At 63.5% G+C, this 21,494-nt stretch carries 24 protein-coding genes, 1 other RNA gene and 1 riboswitch; of the genes, 10 read left to right on the forward strand and 15 right to left on the reverse strand.

Annotated features, from left to right (window positions below):
- From VGH41_RS22255 to lptF, 4 genes are all read right to left on the reverse strand, one after another.
- Nucleotides 1-358 (reverse strand): hypothetical protein (locus VGH41_RS22255; protein ID WP_331599788.1); only part of this gene is annotated, 358 nt, incomplete at its 3' end.
- A complete protein-coding gene (locus tag VGH41_RS22260; RefSeq protein ID WP_331599760.1) occupies nucleotides 258-635 on the reverse strand; it encodes a CbiX/SirB N-terminal domain-containing protein in 378 nt (125 codons plus the stop codon). The genes VGH41_RS22260 and VGH41_RS22255, both read right to left, overlap by 101 nt.
- 9 nt (nucleotides 636-644) lie before the next feature.
- The gene (gene lptG / locus VGH41_RS22265; protein ID WP_331599762.1) at nucleotides 645-1,793 is read right to left on the reverse strand and encodes an LPS export ABC transporter permease LptG; all 1,149 of its coding nucleotides are present in this window, start codon (nucleotides 1,791-1,793) and stop codon (nucleotides 645-647) included.
- Between the two features lie 3 nt (nucleotides 1,794-1,796).
- Nucleotides 1,797-2,897 (reverse strand): LPS export ABC transporter permease LptF, encoded by a 1,101-nt coding sequence (lptF, locus tag VGH41_RS22270; protein ID WP_331599764.1) that lies wholly within the window; start codon nucleotides 2,895-2,897, stop codon nucleotides 1,797-1,799.
- Between the two features lie 131 nt (nucleotides 2,898-3,028).
- Here lptF and VGH41_RS22275 point away from each other — a divergent pair, with 131 nt between their 5' ends.
- The 3 genes from VGH41_RS22275 to VGH41_RS22285 all read left to right on the forward strand — a co-directional run bounded on the left by VGH41_RS22275 (nucleotide 3,029) and on the right by VGH41_RS22285 (nucleotide 5,597).
- Nucleotides 3,029-4,555 (forward strand): leucyl aminopeptidase, encoded by a 1,527-nt coding sequence (locus VGH41_RS22275; RefSeq protein WP_331599765.1) that lies wholly within the window; start codon nucleotides 3,029-3,031, stop codon nucleotides 4,553-4,555.
- Between the two features lie 37 nt (nucleotides 4,556-4,592).
- Nucleotides 4,593-5,009, forward strand: a complete 417-nt coding sequence (locus VGH41_RS22280; RefSeq protein WP_331599766.1) for a DNA polymerase III subunit chi — start codon at nucleotides 4,593-4,595, stop codon at nucleotides 5,007-5,009.
- A 75-nt stretch (nucleotides 5,010-5,084) separates the two neighbouring features.
- Complete coding sequence (locus VGH41_RS22285) at nucleotides 5,085-5,597, forward strand: DUF2486 family protein (RefSeq protein WP_331599767.1); 513 nt, start codon at nucleotides 5,085-5,087, stop codon at nucleotides 5,595-5,597.
- Between the two features lie 64 nt (nucleotides 5,598-5,661).
- On the opposite strand, the gene VGH41_RS22290 is transcribed toward VGH41_RS22285, so the two are convergent.
- Nucleotides 5,662-5,988: a c-type cytochrome gene (locus tag VGH41_RS22290; RefSeq protein ID WP_331599768.1), complete on the reverse strand. Its 327-nt coding sequence runs from the start codon at nucleotides 5,986-5,988 to the stop codon at nucleotides 5,662-5,664.
- A gap of 124 nt (nucleotides 5,989-6,112) precedes the next feature.
- Nucleotides 6,113-7,786 (reverse strand): dihydroxy-acid dehydratase, encoded by a 1,674-nt coding sequence (gene ilvD / locus VGH41_RS22295; RefSeq protein ID WP_331599770.1) that lies wholly within the window; start codon nucleotides 7,784-7,786, stop codon nucleotides 6,113-6,115.
- Nucleotides 7,787-8,001: 215 nt separating this feature from the next.
- Between ilvD and VGH41_RS22300 the strand changes: the two genes are divergently transcribed.
- Both VGH41_RS22300 and lgt read left to right on the forward strand, forming a co-directional pair.
- Nucleotides 8,002-8,994, forward strand: coding sequence for a LysR family transcriptional regulator (locus VGH41_RS22300; RefSeq protein ID WP_331599771.1), 993 nt, complete (start codon nucleotides 8,002-8,004; stop codon nucleotides 8,992-8,994).
- Nucleotides 8,995-9,204: 210 nt separating this feature from the next.
- Nucleotides 9,205-10,116, forward strand: coding sequence for a prolipoprotein diacylglyceryl transferase (lgt, locus tag VGH41_RS22305; RefSeq protein WP_331599773.1), 912 nt, complete (start codon nucleotides 9,205-9,207; stop codon nucleotides 10,114-10,116).
- Nucleotides 10,117-10,201: 85 nt separating this feature from the next.
- On the opposite strand, the gene VGH41_RS22310 is transcribed toward lgt, so the two are convergent.
- From VGH41_RS22310 to VGH41_RS22330, 5 genes are all read right to left on the reverse strand, one after another.
- A complete protein-coding gene (locus VGH41_RS22310; protein ID WP_331599774.1) occupies nucleotides 10,202-10,933 on the reverse strand; it encodes an SIMPL domain-containing protein in 732 nt (243 codons plus the stop codon).
- 268 nt (nucleotides 10,934-11,201) lie between these two features.
- Nucleotides 11,202-11,660 (reverse strand): EVE domain-containing protein, encoded by a 459-nt coding sequence (locus tag VGH41_RS22315; protein ID WP_331599785.1) that lies wholly within the window; start codon nucleotides 11,658-11,660, stop codon nucleotides 11,202-11,204.
- 107 nt (nucleotides 11,661-11,767) lie between these two features.
- Nucleotides 11,768-11,949: non-coding RNA, 6S RNA (ssrS, locus tag VGH41_RS22320), on the reverse strand.
- A gap of 90 nt (nucleotides 11,950-12,039) precedes the next feature.
- On the reverse strand, nucleotides 12,040-12,354 hold the full coding sequence (locus tag VGH41_RS22325) for a cell division protein ZapA (protein WP_331599775.1): 315 nt from the start codon (nucleotides 12,352-12,354) through the stop codon (nucleotides 12,040-12,042).
- On the reverse strand, nucleotides 12,351-12,713 hold the full coding sequence (locus VGH41_RS22330) for an ATPase (RefSeq protein WP_331599776.1): 363 nt from the start codon (nucleotides 12,711-12,713) through the stop codon (nucleotides 12,351-12,353). The genes VGH41_RS22325 and VGH41_RS22330 overlap by 4 nt, the downstream gene beginning before the upstream one ends.
- A 331-nt stretch (nucleotides 12,714-13,044) precedes the next feature.
- A riboswitch (cobalamin riboswitch) is annotated at nucleotides 13,045-13,309 on the forward strand.
- 175 nt (nucleotides 13,310-13,484) lie between these two features.
- On the opposite strand from VGH41_RS22330, the gene VGH41_RS22335 reads away from it, so the two are divergent.
- The 5 genes from VGH41_RS22335 to cobC all read left to right on the forward strand — a co-directional run bounded on the left by VGH41_RS22335 (nucleotide 13,485) and on the right by cobC (nucleotide 17,851).
- Nucleotides 13,485-14,519, forward strand: coding sequence for an iron ABC transporter permease (locus VGH41_RS22335; protein ID WP_331599777.1), 1,035 nt, complete (start codon nucleotides 13,485-13,487; stop codon nucleotides 14,517-14,519).
- On the forward strand, nucleotides 14,519-15,343 hold the full coding sequence (locus VGH41_RS22340) for an ABC transporter ATP-binding protein (RefSeq protein WP_331599786.1): 825 nt from the start codon (nucleotides 14,519-14,521) through the stop codon (nucleotides 15,341-15,343). The genes VGH41_RS22335 and VGH41_RS22340 overlap by 1 nt, the downstream gene beginning before the upstream one ends.
- A gap of 37 nt (nucleotides 15,344-15,380) precedes the next feature.
- The gene (cobT, locus tag VGH41_RS22345) at nucleotides 15,381-16,433 is read left to right on the forward strand and encodes a nicotinate-nucleotide--dimethylbenzimidazole phosphoribosyltransferase (protein ID WP_331599778.1); all 1,053 of its coding nucleotides are present in this window, start codon (nucleotides 15,381-15,383) and stop codon (nucleotides 16,431-16,433) included.
- 84 nt (nucleotides 16,434-16,517) lie between these two features.
- A complete protein-coding gene (locus VGH41_RS22350; RefSeq protein ID WP_331599779.1) occupies nucleotides 16,518-17,276 on the forward strand; it encodes an adenosylcobinamide-GDP ribazoletransferase in 759 nt (252 codons plus the stop codon).
- The gene (gene cobC / locus VGH41_RS22355; RefSeq protein WP_331599780.1) at nucleotides 17,261-17,851 is read left to right on the forward strand and encodes an alpha-ribazole phosphatase; all 591 of its coding nucleotides are present in this window, start codon (nucleotides 17,261-17,263) and stop codon (nucleotides 17,849-17,851) included. Before VGH41_RS22350 ends, cobC begins: the two co-directional genes overlap by 16 nt.
- Before the next feature lie 42 nt (nucleotides 17,852-17,893).
- On the opposite strand, the gene VGH41_RS22360 is transcribed toward cobC, so the two are convergent.
- Genes VGH41_RS22360 through cobU form a run of 4 tightly spaced genes read right to left on the reverse strand, consistent with a single transcriptional unit; the run spans nucleotide 17,894 to nucleotide 21,314 of the window.
- On the reverse strand, nucleotides 17,894-18,817 hold the full coding sequence (locus tag VGH41_RS22360) for a cobalamin-binding protein (RefSeq protein WP_331599782.1): 924 nt from the start codon (nucleotides 18,815-18,817) through the stop codon (nucleotides 17,894-17,896).
- Nucleotides 18,818-18,830: 13 nt separating this feature from the next.
- Complete coding sequence (gene cobD, locus VGH41_RS22365; protein WP_331599783.1) at nucleotides 18,831-19,838, reverse strand: threonine-phosphate decarboxylase CobD; 1,008 nt, start codon at nucleotides 19,836-19,838, stop codon at nucleotides 18,831-18,833.
- Complete coding sequence (gene cbiB / locus VGH41_RS22370; protein WP_331599784.1) at nucleotides 19,831-20,766, reverse strand: adenosylcobinamide-phosphate synthase CbiB; 936 nt, start codon at nucleotides 20,764-20,766, stop codon at nucleotides 19,831-19,833. The genes cobD and cbiB overlap by 8 nt, the downstream gene beginning before the upstream one ends.
- A gap of 2 nt (nucleotides 20,767-20,768) precedes the next feature.
- Entirely contained in the window at nucleotides 20,769-21,314 is a 546-nt protein-coding gene (gene cobU, locus VGH41_RS22375) for a bifunctional adenosylcobinamide kinase/adenosylcobinamide-phosphate guanylyltransferase (RefSeq protein WP_331599787.1), read from the reverse strand.
- Nucleotides 21,315-21,494: the final 180 nt, after the last annotated feature.

Genomic DNA, 21,494 nt, shown 5'->3' on the forward strand with positions numbered 1-21,494 from the left:
TGCGAGGGACGATCTTGTCTCGGACCAATACCGCGTGGGTGGCGAGGCGCACACCTACTGGCTGGCGGTTGGAAGCCCGCTTTCTTTGCCTACTTTCTTTGCGGCGGCAAAGAAAGTAGGTGCCGCCCCGCACAGGGGCGAAGCTAATAGACCGATAAGAATACAAGGAAAGGCCAACGCCGTAGGCAAACAACCAAACAGCGCCACAGGCAAACAACCAAATCCAGCCGTCAGCCAGACAAACAAAAAAAACCTTCCTACTCCACTTGCCGCAGGCAATAAAGCGCCACAGCATCGAGCACAGAATCATCCTCCCCGACAGCGACAGCACAATCAATCTGAACCCCGGGATGCGCATCCCGGCAAGCCTCGAGCACCGCAGGTAAATCGCGCCTGACATGCCCCCCTTGCCCAAAAAACACCGGCACGACAGTCACAGAAGCGCAGCCGACCGCGACCTGCTCAGCCACCGCCGTAGGCAAATCCGGCTCCATGAGCTCCAGAAACGCCAAAGAAACCGGCCCGGCAGCCTCTCCCCGCGCCAGCTGCAATTTCTGAGCTAGCCGAACAAACGGCTCACCCCACCGAGGATCCCGGGCGCCATGCCCAAACAGCACAATCCCATGCAAGGCCATGGCCCACTCCTAATGCCGGTCCACCCACTTCAACCCGACCAGCCCAAGCACCAGATAAACCAGACCAGGCGTCGCCGCAGTCAAAGGCGCCGGCCACGTATTCAAGGTCCCAATGTGCGAGAACAGGGTGTTGAACAGCTGAAAGCTCATCCCCAGCATGATCCCGCCAAACACCTTCACGCCCACCACGCCAGCGCGCGTATGCAAATACGCAAACGGCAACGACAGCACCAGCATCACGAACACCGCAAACGGATACAGCAGCTTGCGCCAGAAGGCAATCTCATACCGCTGGGTGTCCTGATGATTCTGCTGCAAATGCTGGATGTAGCGGAACAGATTGAACATCGACATGTTGTCCGGCGACACCAGCAGCACCGACAGGATCTGCGGCGTCAACTCCGAGCGCAACGAATACTGCGGCACCGTGGTCTGGTTCGCACGGTAGACCGGATTCAATGCATCGGTCGGCTTGCCGGCAATCGGCTCCACGTCGATCAACTGCGTGTCCGTCACGTCCTTCAGCAACCAGTGGCCCGGCGGCTGGTAGGAGCCGCTCTGCGCAATCCGTACGTTCGACAAACGGAACTTCGAATCGAATTCGTAGATCCGCACGTCCGTAATGGTCGCGTCCGGCTGCAGCTTGCCCACGTTCACGAAACGCGTCACCTGTTCGCCGTCCGCGCGTGCCGTCAACGTGTCCTTCACCCACACGCCCGATTCGAAATTGCTCGACACCGCCGAACCCAGCGCCTCGAGTCGCACCCGCTCGGACAATTGATCCGTATAGGGTCCAACCACTTCGCCAATGATGTACGTGAGGATCACCAGCGGAATGCCGATCTTCAGCAGCGAGCGCAGCGCCTGATTCGTCGCCAGGCCCGACACGCGGAAAATCGTGTATTCCGAGTTCGCCGCCATCTGCGCAAACACATAAATCGAGCTGATCAGCGCGGCAACCGGAATGATTTCGTAGAAACGCGAAGGGGTCTGCAAGGCGACGCGCAGCACCGCGTACTGGAACTTGTAGTTGCCATGGCCGACCGAATTCAGTTCGTTGATCAGGTCGAAAAAGAAGAACAGACCCGAAAACGCAAACAGAATGAAGATGAACGTGAGGTAGACCTGACGCGCGAAATACCTTTCATAGATCCGCATCGGTCAGGCCCCCTGCGACGAACGGTGGAACGTCGCTCGCGTAAATAGCGGCCGATTCCGCACCCGCAGCCAGAAGATGAACGCCACGATAGCCGCCACGATGACGTGCAGCCCGATCAGACCCACCGGGAACGACATCTTGCCCTGCTCGATCCACGATTGCACCACGTTCAACAGGTTCGAATACGTCAGATAAATCAGCACGGCCATCACCAGATTGATGGTGCGGCTGCGCCGCGGGTTCTGGTGGGCGAGCGGAATGGCGAGCAGCATCAGGTTGATCGCGATCAGGGGCAGGCCTGCGCGCCACGCGAATTCGGCCAGATTGTCGTTGGTCGGATTGCGGAACAGTTCGAGCGTGGGCGTGCCGGTGGTGGTCGGTGTATTGACGACGGGCTGACTCTGGATCTTCACGCCATATTTTTCGAATTCCATGATGCGGAAATCCGGCTTGCCCGGTTCGCCGTCGTAACGGCGCCCGTTTTCAAGCACCACGAAACGGTCGCCGTTCTTATGCGTCTCGGTGTGGCCCGTTTTCGACACGACCACGTTGACCTTGCCGTTTTCCGTGCTGGTCACGAACACGTTTTCGACGCGCGCCTGGTCCGGCGACATCTTTTCGATGAAGAACACCCGGTGGCTCACCGCCGACTCGCGGAACTGGCCCGGCGCCAGCAGCGATACTTCGTCGCGCTGCTGGAAACGCGCGCGGATCAGCTTGCTCTGCTGGTTCGACCACGGCCAGCCGACGAACACGAAGAACATGATCAGAATGATGATGGGCGTGGCGAACACGCCGATCGGCTTGATGAATTGCGTCAGACTCACGCCGGAGGACAGCCAGACGACCATTTCCGAGTCTTTGTACCAGCGGGTCAGGACGAACAGGATCGACACGAACAGGGTCGCGACCAGCATGATGGCCAGATAGCCGATCACGGTCAGACCGATCAGGACGAGGACGTCGCGCGGATCGATCTCGCCGGACGCGGCGAAGCCGACGATGCGGATCATCATCGTCGTCAGCACAAGCGTGAGGAGAACCATGAACACGGCACCAGCCGTGTACGCGAGTTCGCGCTGGAGGGAGCGTTCGAAGATCATTGTTGATGAAGAGAGTGCGTGCCTTGGGCGCGCCGGGTACATCCCGTCAGCCTCCCGTGCACCGCCCGGGAAAAATAGCGGATAATTGCGGCTTTCATCCTAAGCCCAGATTTTATCCGAGGACAAGCGCGATGGACTTTAGCATAAAAGCCTGTGATTGGAGCAAAGGCTCGTCAAACGGGTTCCTGACTGGAAAGTCCGATTGCATCGTGATCGGCATTTTCGAGTCACAAACGCTGTCGGGTGCCGCATTGGAGATCGATGCGGCCACCAAGGGTCTCCTGACCCGTATCATCAAAGCCGGTGACATGGACGGCAAGAGCGGTACCACGCTGTTCCTGCACGAGGTGTCCGGCATCGGCGCTTCGCGGGTTCTGCTGGTGGGCCTCGGCAAGCAGGACGGCTTCACCCAGAAAGCCTACGGCGACGCCGTGCGGGCCGCCTGGCGTGCCATTCTCGGCACGAAGATCGTCCAGGTGACGTTCACGCTGGCCCAGTTGCCCATCATCGAACGTTCGGCGGATTGGGGCGTGCGCGCCGCCATCGTCGCGCTGCGCGAGCTGACCTACAAGTTCACGCAGATGAAGAGCAAGCCGGATACCACCCCGCGTGCCCTGAAGCGCATCGTGTTCAGCGTCGACACCGGCGACGAGAAGACCGCCAAGCTTGCCGCGAGACAAGGCGCGGCACTCGCCAACGGCATGGACCTGACGCGCGACCTCGGCAATCTGCCGCCCAACGTCTGCACGCCTACCTACCTCGGCAATACCGCCAAGAAGCTCGCCAAAGACTGGAAGCTGAAAGTCGAAGTGCTCGGCCAGAAGCAGCTCGAAGCGCTGAAAATGGGTTCGTTCCTGTCAGTGGCGAAAGGTTCGGTCGAGCCGCCCCAGTTCATCGTGCTGCAATACCAGGGCGCCGCCGCCAAGGCCGCGCCGGTGGTGCTGGTCGGCAAGGGCATCACGTTCGACACCGGCGGCATTTCGCTCAAGCCGGGCGAAGCCATGGACGAGATGAAGTACGACATGCTTGGCGCAGGCTCGGTGCTCGGCACGCTGCGCGCAGTCGTGGAAATGGGCCTGAAGATCAATCTGGTGGTCATCGTTGCGACCTGCGAAAACATGCCGGCCGGCAATGCGGTCAAGCCGGGCGACATCGTCACCAGCATGAAGGGTCTGACAATTGAAGTGCTCAACACGGACGCGGAAGGCCGCCTGATCCTGTGCGACGCGCTCACCTACGCTGAACGGTTCAAGCCGGCCGCGGTGATCGACGTTGCGACGCTCACGGGCGCCTGCGTGATCGCGCTTGGCCACCACAACAGCGGCCTGTTCTCGAAAGACGACGCGCTCGCAGGCGAGCTGCTCGACGCCTCGCGTGAAGCGTCGGATCCGGCATGGCGCATGCCTCTCGACGACGAGTATCAGGACCTGCTGAAGTCGAACTTCGCGGATCTCGCCAACATTGGCGGCCGTCCGGGCGGCAGCATCACTGCGGCGTGCTTCCTGTCGCGTTTCGCCGAAGCCTATCCGTGGGCGCACCTGGATATCGCCGGTACCGCCTGGAAGAGCGGCGTGGCCAAGGGTGCGACGGGTCGTCCGGTGCCGCTTCTGGCACAGTTCCTGATCGATCGGGCCGCGGACGGTCGCGCTGCACAATGATCCATCGCAGTACCCATGCGATGAAGCGGAGCCGCCGATGACGAGAATCGATTTTCACTCGAACGTCGGCGATTCGCTGTTGTACGCGTGCCGTCTGGTACGCAAGGCGTACCTGGCCGGCCAGCCCACTATCGTGCTGGCCGAGCCGGCCCGCCTGCGCGCCTTCGACGAGCAGCTGTGGACCTTTTCTCCGCTCGATTTCGTCCCGCATTGCATGGCTGACAGTGCACTTGCGGCGCAAACGCCCATCGTGCTTGCCACGAATCTCGACCAGGTGCCGCACTACCAGGTGCTGCTCAATCTGGGCGCCGAGGTGCCCGCGCAGTTCGCGCGCTTCGAAAGATTGCTGGAAGTGGTCGGTAACGCACACGACGAGCTCATTGCCGGCCGCGAACGCTATCGTTTTTATCGCGATCGCGGCTATGCTTTGAACAACTACAAACAGGGCAGCTAGGGTTGCCAAACGGCACCGGCGCAGGGAGATGGCGCCGCGACACCCTCGCGTCCGATTTCATCGACGGAGTCTACTGTGCCCGATTCGTCCGATACTACTTTCGACAACTCAATCCCGGTTTTGCAGGAGGTTCTCGTTCCAGGCGAGGCGGCTCACGCGCGCGCCCCTGCGGCCGAGACGCCTGCCGCAGCCGAGCCGGCCGAAGGCGTGACGGTGCACGCCGTGACGTCGGCGCAGGTGCAAGCGTTCGAAGCACCCGAGCCGCTCGCGCCGTTCGAGCTTCCGCAGGCGCCCGAACCGTTCGAACCGAGTTCTGCTTTCCATTTCCCGCGTGCGCCAGCCGCGCCCATCCAGAGTCTCGACGCGGACCTGCTGGCCGAACGCCTGCGCGGGCGCTTTGCCAGTTATCTGACGGGGGAAGGGCGCGCGGTCATTGAAGCGCGTTGCCGCGAAGCGCTGCAGGATCACAGCACCTGGCTCGTCAACCACATCACGCGGGAAGTCGCGTTGACGCTCGAAACGGAAATGACCGGTTGGGTGCGCGAAGCGGTTGCAGAAGAGATTGGGCGGCGGTCCAAAGGCAGCTGAACGTACCACAAGCTGCCCTGACGCCGTGGCTGTGGCCTGAAGACCGGTTCGTGCCCGGCGTGCTTTATTTCAGCGTCATGATCCAGCCGGCCAGCGTGGCGGCCTGATCGGGCGTGAGTTGGGTATTCGCGGGCATCGGCACCTGGCCCCAGACGCCGGTGCTGCCGTCGATGATCTTGTGCGCGAGGTAGGCTTCGGCATCGGAGCGCCCCGCGTATTTCGCCGCCACGTCATGCAGCGCCGGTCCCATGAACGGCCGGGTCACCGAGTGACAGCTCATGCAGTTTTCCTGCTTTGCAAGCGCCAGGCCCGGGGTCGATTCCGCGTGCACCTGGGCGCTGATCGCAAAAGATCCCGCCAGCGCCAGTGCTGCATACGACATGGATTTCATTGTGGTCTCCGTCGGTGCAGGTGCCCGACTCGTGGTGCTGGCATTATAAAAGGAAAGGGGCGCACGGTTTTCCGTGCGCCCCTTTGGCGTGTTACGTGCATGGCGCGCAGCGCGCCCGTCCTGCTCAGCCCGTCACGGCCCCCTTATTGGCCGGCAGCGCCAGCGCGGAGTATTTCGCCAGTACGCCACGCGTGTAGCGCGGCTTCGGGGCTTGCCATGCCGCGCGGCGGCGCGCCAGTTCGGCGTCGTCGATGTTCAGCTGCAGCAGCAGCTTGTGGGCGTCGATGGTGATCGAATCGCCTTCCTGCACCAGCGCGATCGTGCCGCCCACGAACGCTTCCGGTGCGACGTGACCGACCACCATGCCCCACGTGCCGCCCGAGAAGCGGCCGTCGGTGATGAGACCTACGCTTTCGCCCAGCCCCTTGCCGATGATCGCCGAAGTCGGCGCGAGCATTTCCGGCATGCCGGGGCCGCCCTTCGGACCGAGGTAACGCAGCACGACGACGTCGCCGGCCTTGATCTTGTCGGCGAGAATGGCTTCCATCGCGCTTTGCTCGTCGTCGAACACGCGCGCCGGGCCGGTGATGACCGGGTTCTTCAGGCCGGTGATCTTCGCGACCGCGCCGTCCGTTGCCAGGTTGCCCTTCAGAATGGCCAGGTGGCCTTCGGCGTAGAGCGCCTGGTCGATCGGGTAGATCACCTTCTGGTCGGCGCGTGGCTTGCTCGGCACGTCTTTCAGTTCTTCGGCGATCGTCTTGCCGGTGATCGTCACGCAGTCGCCATGCAACAGACCCGCGTCGAGCAGGAGCTTCAGCACTTGCGGGATGCCGCCGGCCTGGTGCAGATCCGTCGCGACGTACTTGCCCGACGGCTTCAGATCGCAGATCACCGGCACTTTCTTGCGCATGCGCTCAAAGTCTTCGATGCTCCATTCCACTTCCGCGGCGTGCGCGATGGCCAGATAGTGCAGCACGGCATTGGTCGAGCCGCCGGTCGCCATGATCAGCGCCACAGCGTTTTCGATCGACTTCTTCGTGATGATGTCGCGCGGCTTCAGGTCCTGCTTCACCGCTTCCACCAGCACGCGCGCCGATTCGGCCGCCGAGTCGACTTTTTCCTGGTCCGGATTGGCCATCGTCGACGAATACAGCAGCGACATGCCGAGCGCTTCAAACGACGAGCTCATGGTGTTCGCGGTGTACATGCCGCCGCACGAACCCGAGGTCGGGCACGCGTTCTTTTCGACCCCTTCGAAATCTTCCTGCGACATCCGGCCCGCGGTGAACTCGCCGACCGCCTCGAACGACGACACGATGGTGAGGTCCACGCCTTTCCAGTTGCCCGGTTTGATCGTGCCGCCGTACACATAGATGCCCGGCACGTTCGTGCGTGCGAGGCCGATCATGCCGCCCGGCATGTTCTTGTCGCAGCCGCCCACCACCACGACGCCGTCCATCCACTGGCCTTGTACGCAGGTCTCGATACTGTCGGCGATCACTTCGCGCGACACGAGCGAGTACTTCATGCCTTCGGTGCCCATCGACATGCCGTCGGAGATGGTCGGCGTGCCGAAGATCTGCGGATTCGCGTCGGCGCCCTTCACGGCGGCGACGGCTGCGTCGGACAGACGCTGCAGGCCGGAGTTGCAGGGCGTGATGGTCGAATGGCCGTTGGCGATCCCGATCATCGGCTTGTCGAAGTCTTCCTTCTGATAGCCGAGGGCGTAATACATCGAACGGTTCGGCGAGCGTGCGACGCCTTGCGTGATGTTCTTCGAACGACGGTTGTACGGCATGGGGGACTCCATCCAGTTTGTTTTGATCCGTGCGCCAGCGTGGCCTTTCCGGCCGGGCGGTCTGGCGGAAGCCGAGTCCGGTTCCGGTTCGGCTCCGGTTCGGTTCCGCGGCTCTGTTCAGTGTAGTAACTGGCGCGTCGCGCAAGAATGCCGTTTCTCGATGTGCGTGTCCAATATATTATTCAGGCTCTATTAGGTCGTAAAATGTCTTAATCATGCTGCCTGCCACGCCAGATTTGCGCCAATTGCGCTATTTCGTCACCGTCGCCGAAGAAAAGCACTTCGGACGCGCCGCCGTGCGCCTGTCCATGACGCAGCCGCCGCTGTCACAGGCCATTCGCGCGCTCGAAGAGACGCTGGGCGTCACGCTGTTCGCGCGTACCAAACGCTCGGTCGAATTGACGCCGGTGGGTGCCGACCTGTTGCCCGAGGTGCAGCGTCTGCTGGCCAGCGCGGAGGGCTTGCGGCCGCTCGCGCAGAGCCTCGCGCGCGGCGAGGCGGGGGTGCTGTCATTGGCCTTCGTGTCCACCGCGGACTACGGCTGGTTGCCGCTCTTGCTGCGCGATTTTGGCGCGCGCCATCCACGGGTGCGGTTGCAACTCACCGAGGCCACCAGCGACGTGCAGATCGACGAACTGGTGGCCGGCCGTATCGACGCCGGCCTCGTGATTGCGCCGCTGCCGCCGCGCCATGCCGCCCAGCTGTCGTGGCTGCCGATCGCCCGCGAGCCGCTTGTGATCGCCATGTCGTCGGACATGGCGCAGCAAATCGAAGCGGCCAATGAAGGCGAGCGCGCGTGCCCGCCAGCCGAATGGCGGGATGCGCCGATCAGCCTGCGCGAGCTCGCCGACGCGCCGCTCGTGATCTTCCCGAGGCGTCTGGCGCCAGGCTTTTATGACATCATTATGGATTGCTACGGCGTAGCGGGCCTCACGCCGCGGATCGGCCAGGAGGCCATCCAGATGCAGACCATCGTGAGCCTGGTATCGGCGGGGATGGGTGTCGCACTGGTGCCGCAATCGCTGCGTAATCTGCGCCGCACCGGGGTGGTGTACCGGCCGCTGCGCGAGTCCGTGCCCGCCATCGAAACGGGGCTGGTCTGGCGCACGGAGCAGGTGAGTCCGGTGCTGGCCGGCTTTATCGACATCGTGCGAGCGCACGCGGCCACGGTCGAGGCGCAAGCCGGCTTGCCGGTGCGAGCGGAGTGAAAGCTGCGGGGCTTACACTGCGCCTTTTTGCCGGAGTTTCGCGGCCGCTCGCGAACCCAGTGCCTATGCGTGCGTCCAACGCATCACGTTGCAGTTGACGCCGCCGTGCTCGCGTCTGCTGCAAGGCACGCACGCAGCATGGCATGGCTCGCCAGGCACATTGAGCCTTAATGAATCCGCTTTTGAACCTGAACTGCCCATAACAACACGATGCACATACATCCCAATTTCGACCCGATCGCGATTCATCTAGGGCCGCTCGCGGTGCGCTGGTACGGCCTGATGTACCTGGTGGCGTTCATCATGGCGATCGTCGTCGGCCGGCTGCGCCTGCGTCTGCCGTATGTCGCGGCGCAAGGCTGGACCGCTAAAGACATTGACGACATGCTGTTTTACGGCGTGCTCGGCACGATCTTCGGCGGCCGGCTCGGCTACGTGCTGTTCTACAAGGCAGACTATTACTTCGCGCATCCGCTCGACATCTTCAAGGTTTGGGAAGGCGGCATGTCGTTTCACGGCGGCTTTCTCGGCGTGACGTTCGCCATGGTGCTGTTCGCGTATCAACGCAAGCGGTCGTGGCTGCAGGTGACGGATTTCGTCGCGCCGATGGTGCCCACGGGCCTCGCGGCAGGGCGCCTCGGCAACTTCATCAACGGCGAGTTATGGGGCCGCGTGACCGATCCGAACGCGCCGTGGGCCATGATGTTCCCGGGCGCCTCGAACGATGACGCGATCTGGCTGACCCGTCATCCCGAGCTCGCCGCGAAGTGGCATCTGAACGACATCTTTGCGCAATATCACATGCTGCCGCGTCATCCGTCCGAGCTCTATGAGATCGCGCTGGAAGGCGTCACGCTGTTTCTCGTGATGTGGTTCTTCTCGCGCAAACCGCGTCCGATGGGGGCGATTTCCGCGGTGTTTCTGATCGGCTATGGCCTTGCGCGCTTCACGGTGGAGTTCGCGCGCGAGCCGGATGACTTCCTCGGTTTGCTGGCCATGGGACTTTCGATGGGACAGTGGCTGTCGCTGCCGATGATCATCGCCGGTATCGTGATGCTGTTGTGGGCATATCGGCGCAAGGGCCGCGAATCGAGCAAGGCGGTCGGCGCGAATCAGGCGTAACCGTATCGCTCCAGATGCAAAACGCCCCGGCATGCCGGGGCGTTTTGCATTGTTAAAGCACGCGGCGTGCACACACGCCCGTGCGTTACTTCATCTGCACGGAGCCTGATACGTTCACCGTTACTGTCGACGTACCTGCTTCAAGCGGCAGGGGCGGCGCAGCCTTGGCGTCGGCGCCCATCGCGCGCGCGCTCATCATCATCACCGGACGCGGCATCACGCCGTTATGTCCGATGTTGACCTCGCGGATCGAATAGCCGCTATAGCCGAAGGCCTGGGCACCCGAAGCAGCCTGTTGGCGAAACGACGCAATTGCCTCGCCGGTGAGTTTTTCTTCGGCGGCGCGTTGCGCCTCCGGCGACAGCGAGAACTGCACATTGCCGACCTGCATGTTCGACGCCATCTGACCGGCCAGCTTCGATGCCGCGGCGAAATCATGTGACTCGAGTACGACTTCCGTGCGGCCGCGCCATGCGGAGATGCGGCCGTCGCGGTCAGTGGACGGATAGATCGAGAACGAGCCGGTGCGCGCGGTCACGCCGCTCACGCCCCTGGCCTGATGCAACGCCGCGTCGGCGCGCTGGTTCAAGGTGCTCGTCAAGGCGGACGGGTCGCTCGCTTCCTGTTCATAGAAGAGCGTGATGTCCACGACGTCCTGCGGCACTTCGGCCGTGGCCTGCGCGTTCAGCGACAGCACGCCGGACGGTTGAGCTTGCACGACGCTCTGCGCGTGCGCCCCGACGGGTGCCAGCGAAAGCGCGAGCGGGGTGGCGACAGCCATGGCAAGTGCCATTGCACGTGCGGTCTTTTTCGTCATTATCGAACTCCTTGCTTGAGCATTTATGCGCGATGACTTTGTGAGGATCTACCTGAGAGGTCACCTGCCGCATGCGCGGTGCACGAGATCGAGAGCGGTCGTTCTACCTGGTGGCACAGCGCTTGCGAGCCACACTTAGGCGCGCAGAGTGCTTCCTTGGTTCCCTGAATCTGACAGTTGGCTTGTCGCCGCGCGCGCTCACGTATGCATTCAACTGCGCGTTGCGTCCGCGCGCACAGCCACAGATGCGTGGCTAGCGCGAGCCACTTCAAACAAGCTGCTTCGTGATGAAACGCCACTCGGCTTCGGTGACGGGTGTGATCGACAGCCGGTTGCCTTTGGCCAGTACACGCATATCCGCGAGCTCCTGGTGCTCGCGCAGCGTAGCGAGCGGAATCAGCGGCAGCTTCTTCTTGAACACGACGTCGACGAGCACCCAGCGCGGTGTTTCAGGCGAGGATTTCGGATCGTAGTAAGGGCTCTTTTTGTCGAACTGCGTCGGATCGGGATAGGGCGTTGACGAAACCTCGGCGAGGCCGGCGATGCCAGGCTCAGGGCAGCTCGAGTGATAGAAGAGCACACCATCGCCGATCTGCATCACGTCGCGCATAAAATTTCGCGCCTGATAATTGCGCACGCCGGTCCACGGCAACGTGCGATGTGCAGCTTTAGCGAGGTCGTCGATGCTTGCTTCGTCCGGTTCGGACTTCATTAGCCAGTAGCGCATGAATCGAATTGAACGTTGATAGGAAGGAAGATTGTGTGCAGCCAGAACTCGAAAAAGCCGGGCCCCAAAGAAAAACGGCACCGGACCGATGTCCGATGCCGTTGAATAAGGTCCCCGCCTTAGCCGCTAGGCCGGCATCCTGAACCGGGAGTTCAGAATTGGTCGCAGTTAGCAGCACTTCGGGTACATCAGACAGAGTGACGCGCACACCCGTGCTGCAAATTTCCACAACCGTGCACATGGCATTGGTTCAAGGAATATATGACCTTGGCGAACCAGGCAGGGAAGCTAAACTGATTGAATTCAAACGTTTGCTGATACTTGATCACGCACTGCGTTTGATTTCGAAAATGGGCCGTAACAGCTACTCTAAACCTTTTTACTGCATGCTGTACTGTTGAATCACAGTACCCAGCTGTTCGTTCATTTGATGCATTGTACGCCGGATTTCCTCGGCGGGAAATGCTTCTCCGTGACGCACGCTGGCTTGCAGCTTAAGCAGTTCCGATGCCAGCGACAACGCAGCCATGACCGCGATCCGGTCGACCCCGCGGATGTTGCTGTTCGAGCGGATCTTCGACATCTCTGCATCGACACGTGCCACCGCTTCAAGCAGCGCTGCCTCCGTTTCCGGCGAGCAGGCGAGACGATAGGGCTGGCCGAGGATCGATACTTCGATCTGCTTGGTGGTCATGCGTTTTCTCCGTGGCGGGTGACGTCGCTGCCGGCTTCTTCTTCGTGCGAGTCGTGCGCAGGTGCGAGCAGATCGAGCTGGTTGTCCGGTTCGGTATGAGCCCGCGCGCGCGGCAATTTTTCGAGGATCGCGTTCAGACGCACCTGCGCGTCGTCGATCTTCGCCGACAACGCGTCGCGCTCCGCTTGCAGCGCATCGCGTTCTTCACGCATTTGCACGAGTTCGGCACGGGTCGCATCAGCTTCGGCGCGCACGTTTGCCAGTTGCGCTTCGAGCGCCTGACGCGCCTCATGGTGGCGCTGGCTGATTGCAATCAGCTTGCCGATATTCTGTGAAAGTGATTCGAGTTCGGTGAGCATGTGCTGCGTCCTCTAAAGACATGGCATTTTAGCGCGGAATATCGCAGGTTCCGATAATTGTCTCGTTTCGAGACGTAACAGCATCGCTTTGTGCAGACTTCCGCTGGCCGAATTGGCATGAAGCCCTCAAAAAGCGCTTCGCGAAATGCTCACGAATCCCTTATGAAGTACCCACGATTGCGTTCGCCATACGTTTGCGACCATGCAGAATCAGCTGGGTTCACCGCAATTCCGGCGAACGCCGGGCAGCGGCCCCAAGGCAGTTCATTGACAGCCCGTCGGCAGGTTAACGGCCGCGTTCGACCTTTCTTGACGGGTCTTTCACCCGCTCCTAAACTGGCGGCACTTTGGTGCCCGCACGCGGATTTCTTTACCGTGTGCAGTTAAACGGGAAACAGGGAGCGCTGCCCGCCTCGGGCGCAGCCAACCTGTGCTGCCCCCGCAACGGTAAGCGACCGCATACCCGTGCAGGTCGACCTGAACCCGCGATTCGGATGCTTGAACACGAATCCGCGAGTGTGCCACTGCGCGAGATGCGTGGGAAGGCGGGTCGATACGTCGTCAGCCCGGATACCGGCCAGAGGAAGAGAGCGCCGCCCGTATCTGGCTGACCTCGTGTGCATCGCAAGCGGACGCACGGAGCATGCCGAAGGGCCGTGCTCCTGTTTCGCATCGGCCTGCGGGGAGCGGGCCGCGCATCCTATGCACAGGAATCTCTCCCATGTTTTTTCCCGTCGCGCGCGCCGTGTGCACACCCACCAGGACGCGCGGATGAATCGCCTGTCCGTGCGAACGGTCCCGCTCATGCATGCGAAACGCGCTGCCGCGATCTGGTGCGTCCTCGCAATATTGGCGCTGCTCGTGTTGCTCGCGTCGCTCGCGCTCGGCAGTGTGCCGTTGACGCCCGCGCACGTGTTCGCCGCGCTGCTGCCCTCGCACGATGCACGGGCCGATCTCGCCGGAGAAATCGTCCGCACGTTGCGCCTGCCGCGCGCCCTGGCCGGTTTCGCGTGCGGGGCATTGCTCGCGCTCGCCGGCGCGCTGTTGCAGGTGTTGCTGCGTAACCCACTCGCTGAACCGTACGTGCTGGGTGTCTCCGGAGGCGCGGCAAGTTTCGCGCTGCTCGCGATGATGGCGGGCTGCGCCTGGTGGCTCGTCGATGCAAGCGCCTTCGGCGGCGCGTTCGTATCGTTCCTGCTGGTGCTGGGTCTCGCGCGTCGCGAGTTATGGCGTGGTGAACCGCAGGACACGTCGCCCCGTTTGCTGCTCACCGGCGCCGTGATCGCAGCAGGGTGGGGCGCGTTGATCACCTTGCTGCTGACGGTTGCGCCTGACAACCGTTTGCGCGGCATGCTGTTCTGGCTCACCGGCGATCTGAACGGCGGCGGCATGCCGTGGCTCGCGCTCGCCGCACTGCTTGTGGTGCTGGCGGCGATTCTGCCCGCGGCGGCACAACTGAACGTACTGTTGCGCGGCGACGCAGCCGCCCATGCACTCGGCGTGCCGGTGATGCGCTTGCGTTTGCGCGTCTACCTGGTGGCGTCGCTCGCCGCCGCCGCGGCCGTGACGACGGGCGGCACCATCGGCTTCGTCGGCCTCGTGGTGCCACACACATTGCGGCTCGCGTTTGGCAACGACCAGCGGATGTTGCTGCCGGCCGCGGCGCTTGGCGGCGGTATCGCGGTGATGGGCGCAGACCTGATTGCGCGCACGGTGATTGCACCGGCGCAGTTGCCGGTGGGCGTCATCACGGCGCTGATCGGCGTACCCGTGTTTCTGTGGATGTTGCTGCGCCGGCCCCGATGATGCGATCTCCCGCGCAATCACCTTCACTCTCCCATAGCGCCACGCTCAGCGCGCAGCGCGTAACCTTGCGCGCCGCCGGCCGCACTCTGGTGGAAAGCTTCACGCATACGTTTTACCCTGGCGAAGTCTGGTGCATCGCCGGACCGAACGGCGCCGGCAAGACGACCTTGATTTCCGCGCTGGCGGGCCTGTTGCAGCCCACGGCAGGTTACGTCGAAGTCGACGGCATGCGCGTATCCGACTGGGCGCCGGTATTGCTGGCGCGGCGCCGCGCGTTGCTGCCGCAAAGCGCGCACGACGCGTTCAGCGCGAGTGTGCTCGATATCGTGATGCTGAACCGCTTTCCGCATCTCGCCGGTTGGGGATGGGAACGCCCCGCGGATCGCGCGGCGGCGCATGCGGCGCTCGACCTGCTGGGCTTGAGCGAATTCGCCGCGCGTGACGTGCTGTCCTTGTCCGGCGGCGAGCGTCAGCGCGTCGCTCTGGCCGCCGTGCTGTGTCAGGACGCGCCGCTGTTGCTGCTTGATGAGCCGCTGTCGCATCTCGATCTGCATCATCAGATTAGCTGCCTCGAAGCCTTGAGCGCCTGGGCCGATGAGCCGAAGCGTACAGTAGTGTTTTCGTGTCACGACCTCAATCTGGCGCGGCGCTTCGCAACCCATGCGTTGCTGCTGGACGGCGCGGGCGGCGTGTTCGCCGGTCCGGTGCGCGACGTGCTGACGCCCGCGCTGGCGAGCCGCGCCTTTGGTTATCCGTTGATCCTGCTGCGGGATGGCGGGCACGAAGCGCTGATTCCGGCGCCCCGCCCGCATGCTGCGCCCTAGACGAACGCCCAAGATCCTCTCCTCTATTCAAACTCCTATGACTGCTTCATTCGCTTTGCCGGTTGTCGAACCTGTCGATCAGAGCTTGCGTGCGACGCTGCAACACCTCATCGATACCAAGACCAAACCACCCGGCAGCCTCGGCCGGCTGGAGACGCTGGCGCGTCAGATGGGGCTGATCCAGCACACGACGCATCCCACCGTCGAGCGTCCGGCAATGATCGTGTTCGCGGGCGATCACGGCATCGCACACGAAGGCGTGAGCCCCTATCCGCAAGCGGTGACGGCGCAGATGGTGGCGAACTTTCTGGCAGGCGGCGCGGCGATCAACGCGCTGAGCCGCGCCGCCGGCATCACGCTCGAAGTGGTCAACGCGGGCATCGCGACGCCGTTGCCGAATGCCGAGGGCCTCGTCGATATTCCGGTTGCAGCGGGCACCCGCAACTTCGCACACGAACCCGCGATGACGCGCGATCAGGCGCTCGCCGCCATGAGTGCCGGTGCAGAGCGCGTGCGTCATCACGCGGCGCTCGGCACCAACGTGATCGGTTTTGGCGAGATGGGGATCGCCAATACGTCGGCGGCGGCGTGCCTGATGAGCCGTTTGTGCGGCGTGCCGATCGACGAGTGCGTCGGTCGCGGCACGGGCCTCGACAACGCGGGTCTGGCGAGGAAACGCAACGTGCTGGCTGCGGCACTTGCGCATCATGCGCCAGGCGCCGATCCACTGGATGTGCTCGCAACCTTCGGTGGCTTCGAAATAGCCATGATGGCCGGTGCCTACCTCGCTGCTGCCGAAGCGCGCATGACGATCCTCGTCGATGGCTTCATTGCGACGTCCGCCCTGCTGGTCGCCGATGCCCTCGCGCCCAACCTGCGCGAATACTGTGTGTTTGCGCATGCCTCGAACGAAGCGGGGCATCGGCGCATGCTCGATCATTTCGGCGCCACGCCGCTCCTCGCGCTGGACCTGCGGCTAGGCGAGGGCACCGGTGCGGCGCTCGCTGTGCCGCTGCTGCGGGCGTCCGTTGCGTTCGTCAACGAGATGGCGAGTTTCGAGTCAGCGGGCGTCGCCGATCGTGATGCCTGAACCGACCCGTGGGCAGACAGCCGGGCCACCCATCGGGCCATGCACGGAGCAATCCATGGAGCAACATCCAGGCGGCGCACGCGCATGAATCCGCTCGCGGAACTCCGCTATTTCTTCACCGCGCTCGGTTATTTCACGCGTGTGCCGGTGCCGCGCTGGGTCGGTTATGAGCCGCATTTTCTGAATGCGGCGGCCCGCTATTTTCCGCTGGTCGGCCTGCTGGTCGGTGGGTTGGGCGCACTTGTGTATCTGGCGGCGTTACGGTTTTTTCCGCCAGGTGTCGCCGTGTTGCTATCCATGGCGGCGACGCTACTCGTAACCGGCGCGTTTCACGAGGACGGGCTCGCGGATTGCTGCGACGCGTTCGGCGGCGCCTATACCCGTGAGGACGTGCTGCGCATCATGCATGATTCGCGCATAGGCGCTTTCGGCGCCATTGCACTTGTCATCGCGCTAGCATTGAAGTGGCAGACGCTCGCGGCATTGCCGCCGTTTCGTGCGGCAGGTCTGATGATTGCTGCACACTCGGCGAGCCGTTTGTGTGCCATCAGTTATCTCGCGACGCTCGACTACGTGCGCGCCGAAGGCAAGGCGAAGCCAGTCGCGCAACGCTTAAGCGTGCCGGCATTGATGTGCGCGGCATTGTTCGGCTTGCCCGCATTGTTCTGGCCGGATTGGCGCCTTGGCTGTGTCGCGCTGGCTGTGCTGACGGTATTGCGTTTGATATTGGGCCGCTATTTCGTCAGACGCATCGGCGGATATACCGGTGACTGTCTTGGCTTTGCGCAACAGATTTTCGAACTGGCCATCTACCTGACGGGGCTTGCATGGATATCGTCCTGATTCGTCACCCGGCTGTCGCTGTCGATGCGGGTATCTGCTATGGCTACAGCGACGTTGCGCTGGCCGACGATCCAGCGGCCTCCGCGGCGGCCATCGCGATGCGCCTCGCGACCTTGCAGGTGCCGCAACCACGGGTGCTGCTATCGAGTCCCTTGACACGCTGCGCGACCGTTGCCGCCGCACTGGCCGGTGATTTCGGCTGCGCGCATAGCATCGACGAACGCCTGAAGGAAATGAATTTCGGCGCGTGGGAACTGCAGCGCTGGGATGCGATCGACCGCGCGTCGCTGGATGGCTGGGCGGCGAATTTCGAACATGCGCGCGAGCATGGTGGCGAAAGCGTCGCGCAGTTCGTGCATCGTGTCGAAGCGTGGCTCGACGCATTTGCGCAGACGCGCGAGCTGTCGCCGGCCTACGTGGTGACGCATGCCGGTGTGATTCGCGTGATTGCTGCGCTCGTGCTGGATGTGCCGGTGGAGCGCGCGCTGCAATGGTCGGTGGATATGTCCGCCATGGTGTGGCTGCGGCGTGATGCCGTGCGGCAGCAGTGGTCGCTCGTGCGTTGGAACGCTTGAGGTTGCGGTTTTCCGGCCTAGCCCTTCGCGCGGCAATCTTCGTTACGGCTCACCCGCGGGCCGGCGCGAGCGTGCCACGTCCAGGTCTTCACAAAGCTGTGCCGCGCCTTGAGCGAGACGCGGCGCGGGACGGTTGATCAGATCGCCGTCGATCGCAAACAGGTTATTGCGCGCCGTTGCCTTGAGACTGGGCCACGCGCGCCATGTGTCGAGTTGCGGCAGTGGCGTATCCGGTTTGGTCGCACCCGCCGATGCAGTGATGATTGCCTCCGGGTTCGCAGCAAGCACCGCTTCGGTGGAGACTGTCGGCACCAGCGGCTGCAGTTTCGCAAACACATTGCGTCCGCCGCACAGCGTGATGACGTCGCTGATCATATGCGTGCCGTTGAGCGTCATCAGCGGCTGGTCCCACACCTGGTAAAAGACGCTCACTGGCGCACGGCTCGCATAACGAAGACGCAGCCGTGCGATCTCCTGACGATACGCGTTCGCAGCGGCATCCGCGGTACTGGAGGTGCCGAGCAATTGCCCGAGCTTGCCTAACGTTGCAGCAATGTCGTCGAGCTGATGCGGCTCGCTGAAGAACAGCGGGATGTTCAGTTCGCGCAGCCGGTCCAGTTGCGCCTGCGCGTTGCCATGCCGCCAGACGACGATCAGATCCGGCTTCAGCGCGACGATGCGTTCGAGATCCAATGCCTTGTTATCACCCACGCGCGGTATCTGCTTCGCCTCGGGCGGATAGTCGCTGTACGACACCGCGCCGACCAGCTTCGAGCCGCCGCCTGCGGCGTAAATGAGTTCGGTCACATGCGGCGCGAGACTGATCACGCGTTGAGCAGGTGCCGCGAGCGAGACGGGTGCGCCGGTGTCGTCGGTAACGGTAATCGTGGCGTGCGCGGAGAACGAATACACGCAGGCGAGCAGCGCGGCGCAGGTGAACGGGATGAGGCGGAGCAGGCGGGTCATCGAAACGGACGCGTCAGGCTTCGATTGCGCGAACGCTTTCGAGCAGACTTTTTTCAAGGCGTTCCCATTCCTGCACGCAGCCGGGCAAGCCGAACCTGACGCTGCCATTCGCAGGAAACAAACGCGTCCAGATACCGCGTCGCGCCAGTTCATGATGCAACGCGGCCGCGCGGGCGTCGTCGGTCCATGCGAACAGCGGCGTGCCGTGCACCATGAAACGTTGTGCGCGCAACAAGCCGGTCAGACGCCGGCTCTCTGCTTCGAGCAGCAAACGCATCTGATGTTGCCAGGCCGGATCGTTGAATGCCGCGCGTACCGCGTGCCGCGCAGGACCGCTCACCGTCCATGCGCCGAGCATGTCGCGCAGGGCGTCGAGAAGTGGTGGCGCGCCCAGCACGAAACCCGAGCGCACACCCGCGAGTCCAAAAAATTTGCCCGGCGAACGTAGCACAACGAGGCCTGGCCGATTCGTATGAGAGGCGAGTGAAGCAGACGGCATTGCGTCGGCAAAGGCTTCGTCAACGAGCAAGGTGCCCCCGCGTGCCGTCAATTGCGCGTGCCATTGCAGCAGTCTTGCCGCGCTCAAATGTTGTGCAGTCGGATTGTTCGGATTGGCGACCACGGCGTGCGTGACCTCGTCCGGCAATTCAGCGCACGTCACGTGAAGCGGCACGATCCGATGACCGGCACGCTCGAACGCGGGCGCGTATTCGCCGTACGTCAACGGCGCGATCGCGACCGTGGCGCGCGGCAGCAGCAAGGGCAGCGAACGGATCGCCGCCTGGCTGCCGGCGACCGGCAGCACATGCGCTTCGTCCGGCGCGCCGTAGTAGTGGGCGGCAGAGGCGGCAAAGCCGTCGCCCTCTTCGGGCAAACGCCGCCAGGCATCCGCGGGCACCGGCGGCACCGGATAACCGTGCGGGTTGATACCCGTGGAAAGATCGAGCCACTGTGAGTACGGAATCCCGTAACGCCGTGACGCTTCATGCAGATTGCCGCCGTGGGCGATGGGATTAGCCATGAAACGGAACGCTCAGCAAGGCCAGCACGATCAGCACCGCGAGCCAGAGCGTGATGGTGCGGTGGACCAGATGCAGCGCCGCCACGATGTGATGGGCCGCGGCAGGCCGCCCGACGCCAAGCACCGGCCGTTGTTCGATCGAGCCGTGATACACCGCCGGCCCGCCGATCAGCACGTTCAGACTGCCCGCGCCTGCCGCCATCACGGGGCCTGCGTTGGGGCTGTCCCAGCGCGGTGCCTGCTCGCGCCAGCAACGCCAGCCGGCGCGGGTATCGCCGAGCAGCGCGTAGCTCGCGGCAGTGAGGCGCGCGGGAATCCAGTTCAGGACGTCGTCGATGCGCGCGGCCGCCCAGCCAAAGCGCAGATAACGGGGCGTGCGATAACCCCACATTGCGTCGAGCGTATTGGCGAGGCGAAACGCGAGCGCCCCAGGGCCGCCCGCCACGGCAAACCAGAAGAGTGCGCCGAAGATCGCGTCGTTGCCGTTTTCCAGTGCCGATTCGACAGCGGCGCGGGCGAGCGCCGCCTCGTCGGCATGCGCGGTTTCGCGCGAGACGATGCGCGCAGTAAGCTTGCGAGCTTCGGCCAGATCGCGTTGCGCGAGGGCGCGAGCAATCGGCTCGAGGTGATCGCTGAGGCTGCGCGCGCCGAGCGCGAACCACAGCAGCATGACATGCACGGCGCACGCGGCCGCGAACGGCAGCGCCGCAATCAGCCCCATGGCGACGAGCACCGGCGGCAACACCGCAAGTCCCCATGCGAGCAGGCCCGCGAGCCGTCCGCGCCGCCCCGTGTTCAAGCGGGCTTCAATGCGTATTGCAAGCGTGCCGAAGCCGACCAGGGGATGCGCGGTGCGCGGCTCGCCGAGCCAGCGGTCCACTGCGACGCCGGCGGTTGCGAGCGCCGCGGTAAGAGGCCAGGACAGCATGATCAGCTCGCGCTCTTCAAGGTAAGTGGCAGGCCCGCGACCATCATCGTGACCTGTGTGCTCAAGGCGGCGATGCGCTGGTTGAGCCGCCCGAGTTCGTCGACATAAAGACGGGTCGCGGCACCGAGCGGCACCACGCCCAGACCGATTTCATTGCTGACGACGATGACCTTGCCCTGAGCCGCGCCGAGCGCCGCTTCGAAGGCCGAAAAGCGTGCGAGGTAGTCCGCTGTGGGCTCGCCGCCGTCGGGCGGGCAGAGCAGGTTGGCGAGCCACAGCGTCAGGCAGTCGATCAGGATGCAGTGACCCGCTGCATCGGCGCTGGCGACGGCGCCCGCGAGATCCACCGGCGCCTCGATCAATGGCCAGTGCGCCGGCCGCCGCTCGCGATGATGGGCGATGCGGGCGGCGAACTCCGCGTCGCCGGCGAGGCGCGCGGTGGCGATGTACGTGACGGGCCGCGCGCTGGCGCTCGCGAGCTGTTCGGCGTGGGCGCTCTTGCCTGAGCGGGCGCCGCCGAGAACGAAGGTGAGGTCGCGGGAAATCATCATGCGATTGTACCGGCTGCACTCCGGCGACAGCAGTTCGCCGGCATCGCTCAGCGCGATGGGATAATGCCGGCTTCGATCAACCGCGTTGCCCTCTTGCGCATCTCCGATGACTGTAACGACTTCGAACTTGCCTGATGGGGTGGGCGTGCCGCGCGGCACGCTGATGATCCAGGGGAC

Source organism: Paraburkholderia sp., assembly GCF_036488795.1.
Lineage (GTDB): Bacteria > Pseudomonadota > Gammaproteobacteria > Burkholderiales > Burkholderiaceae > Paraburkholderia.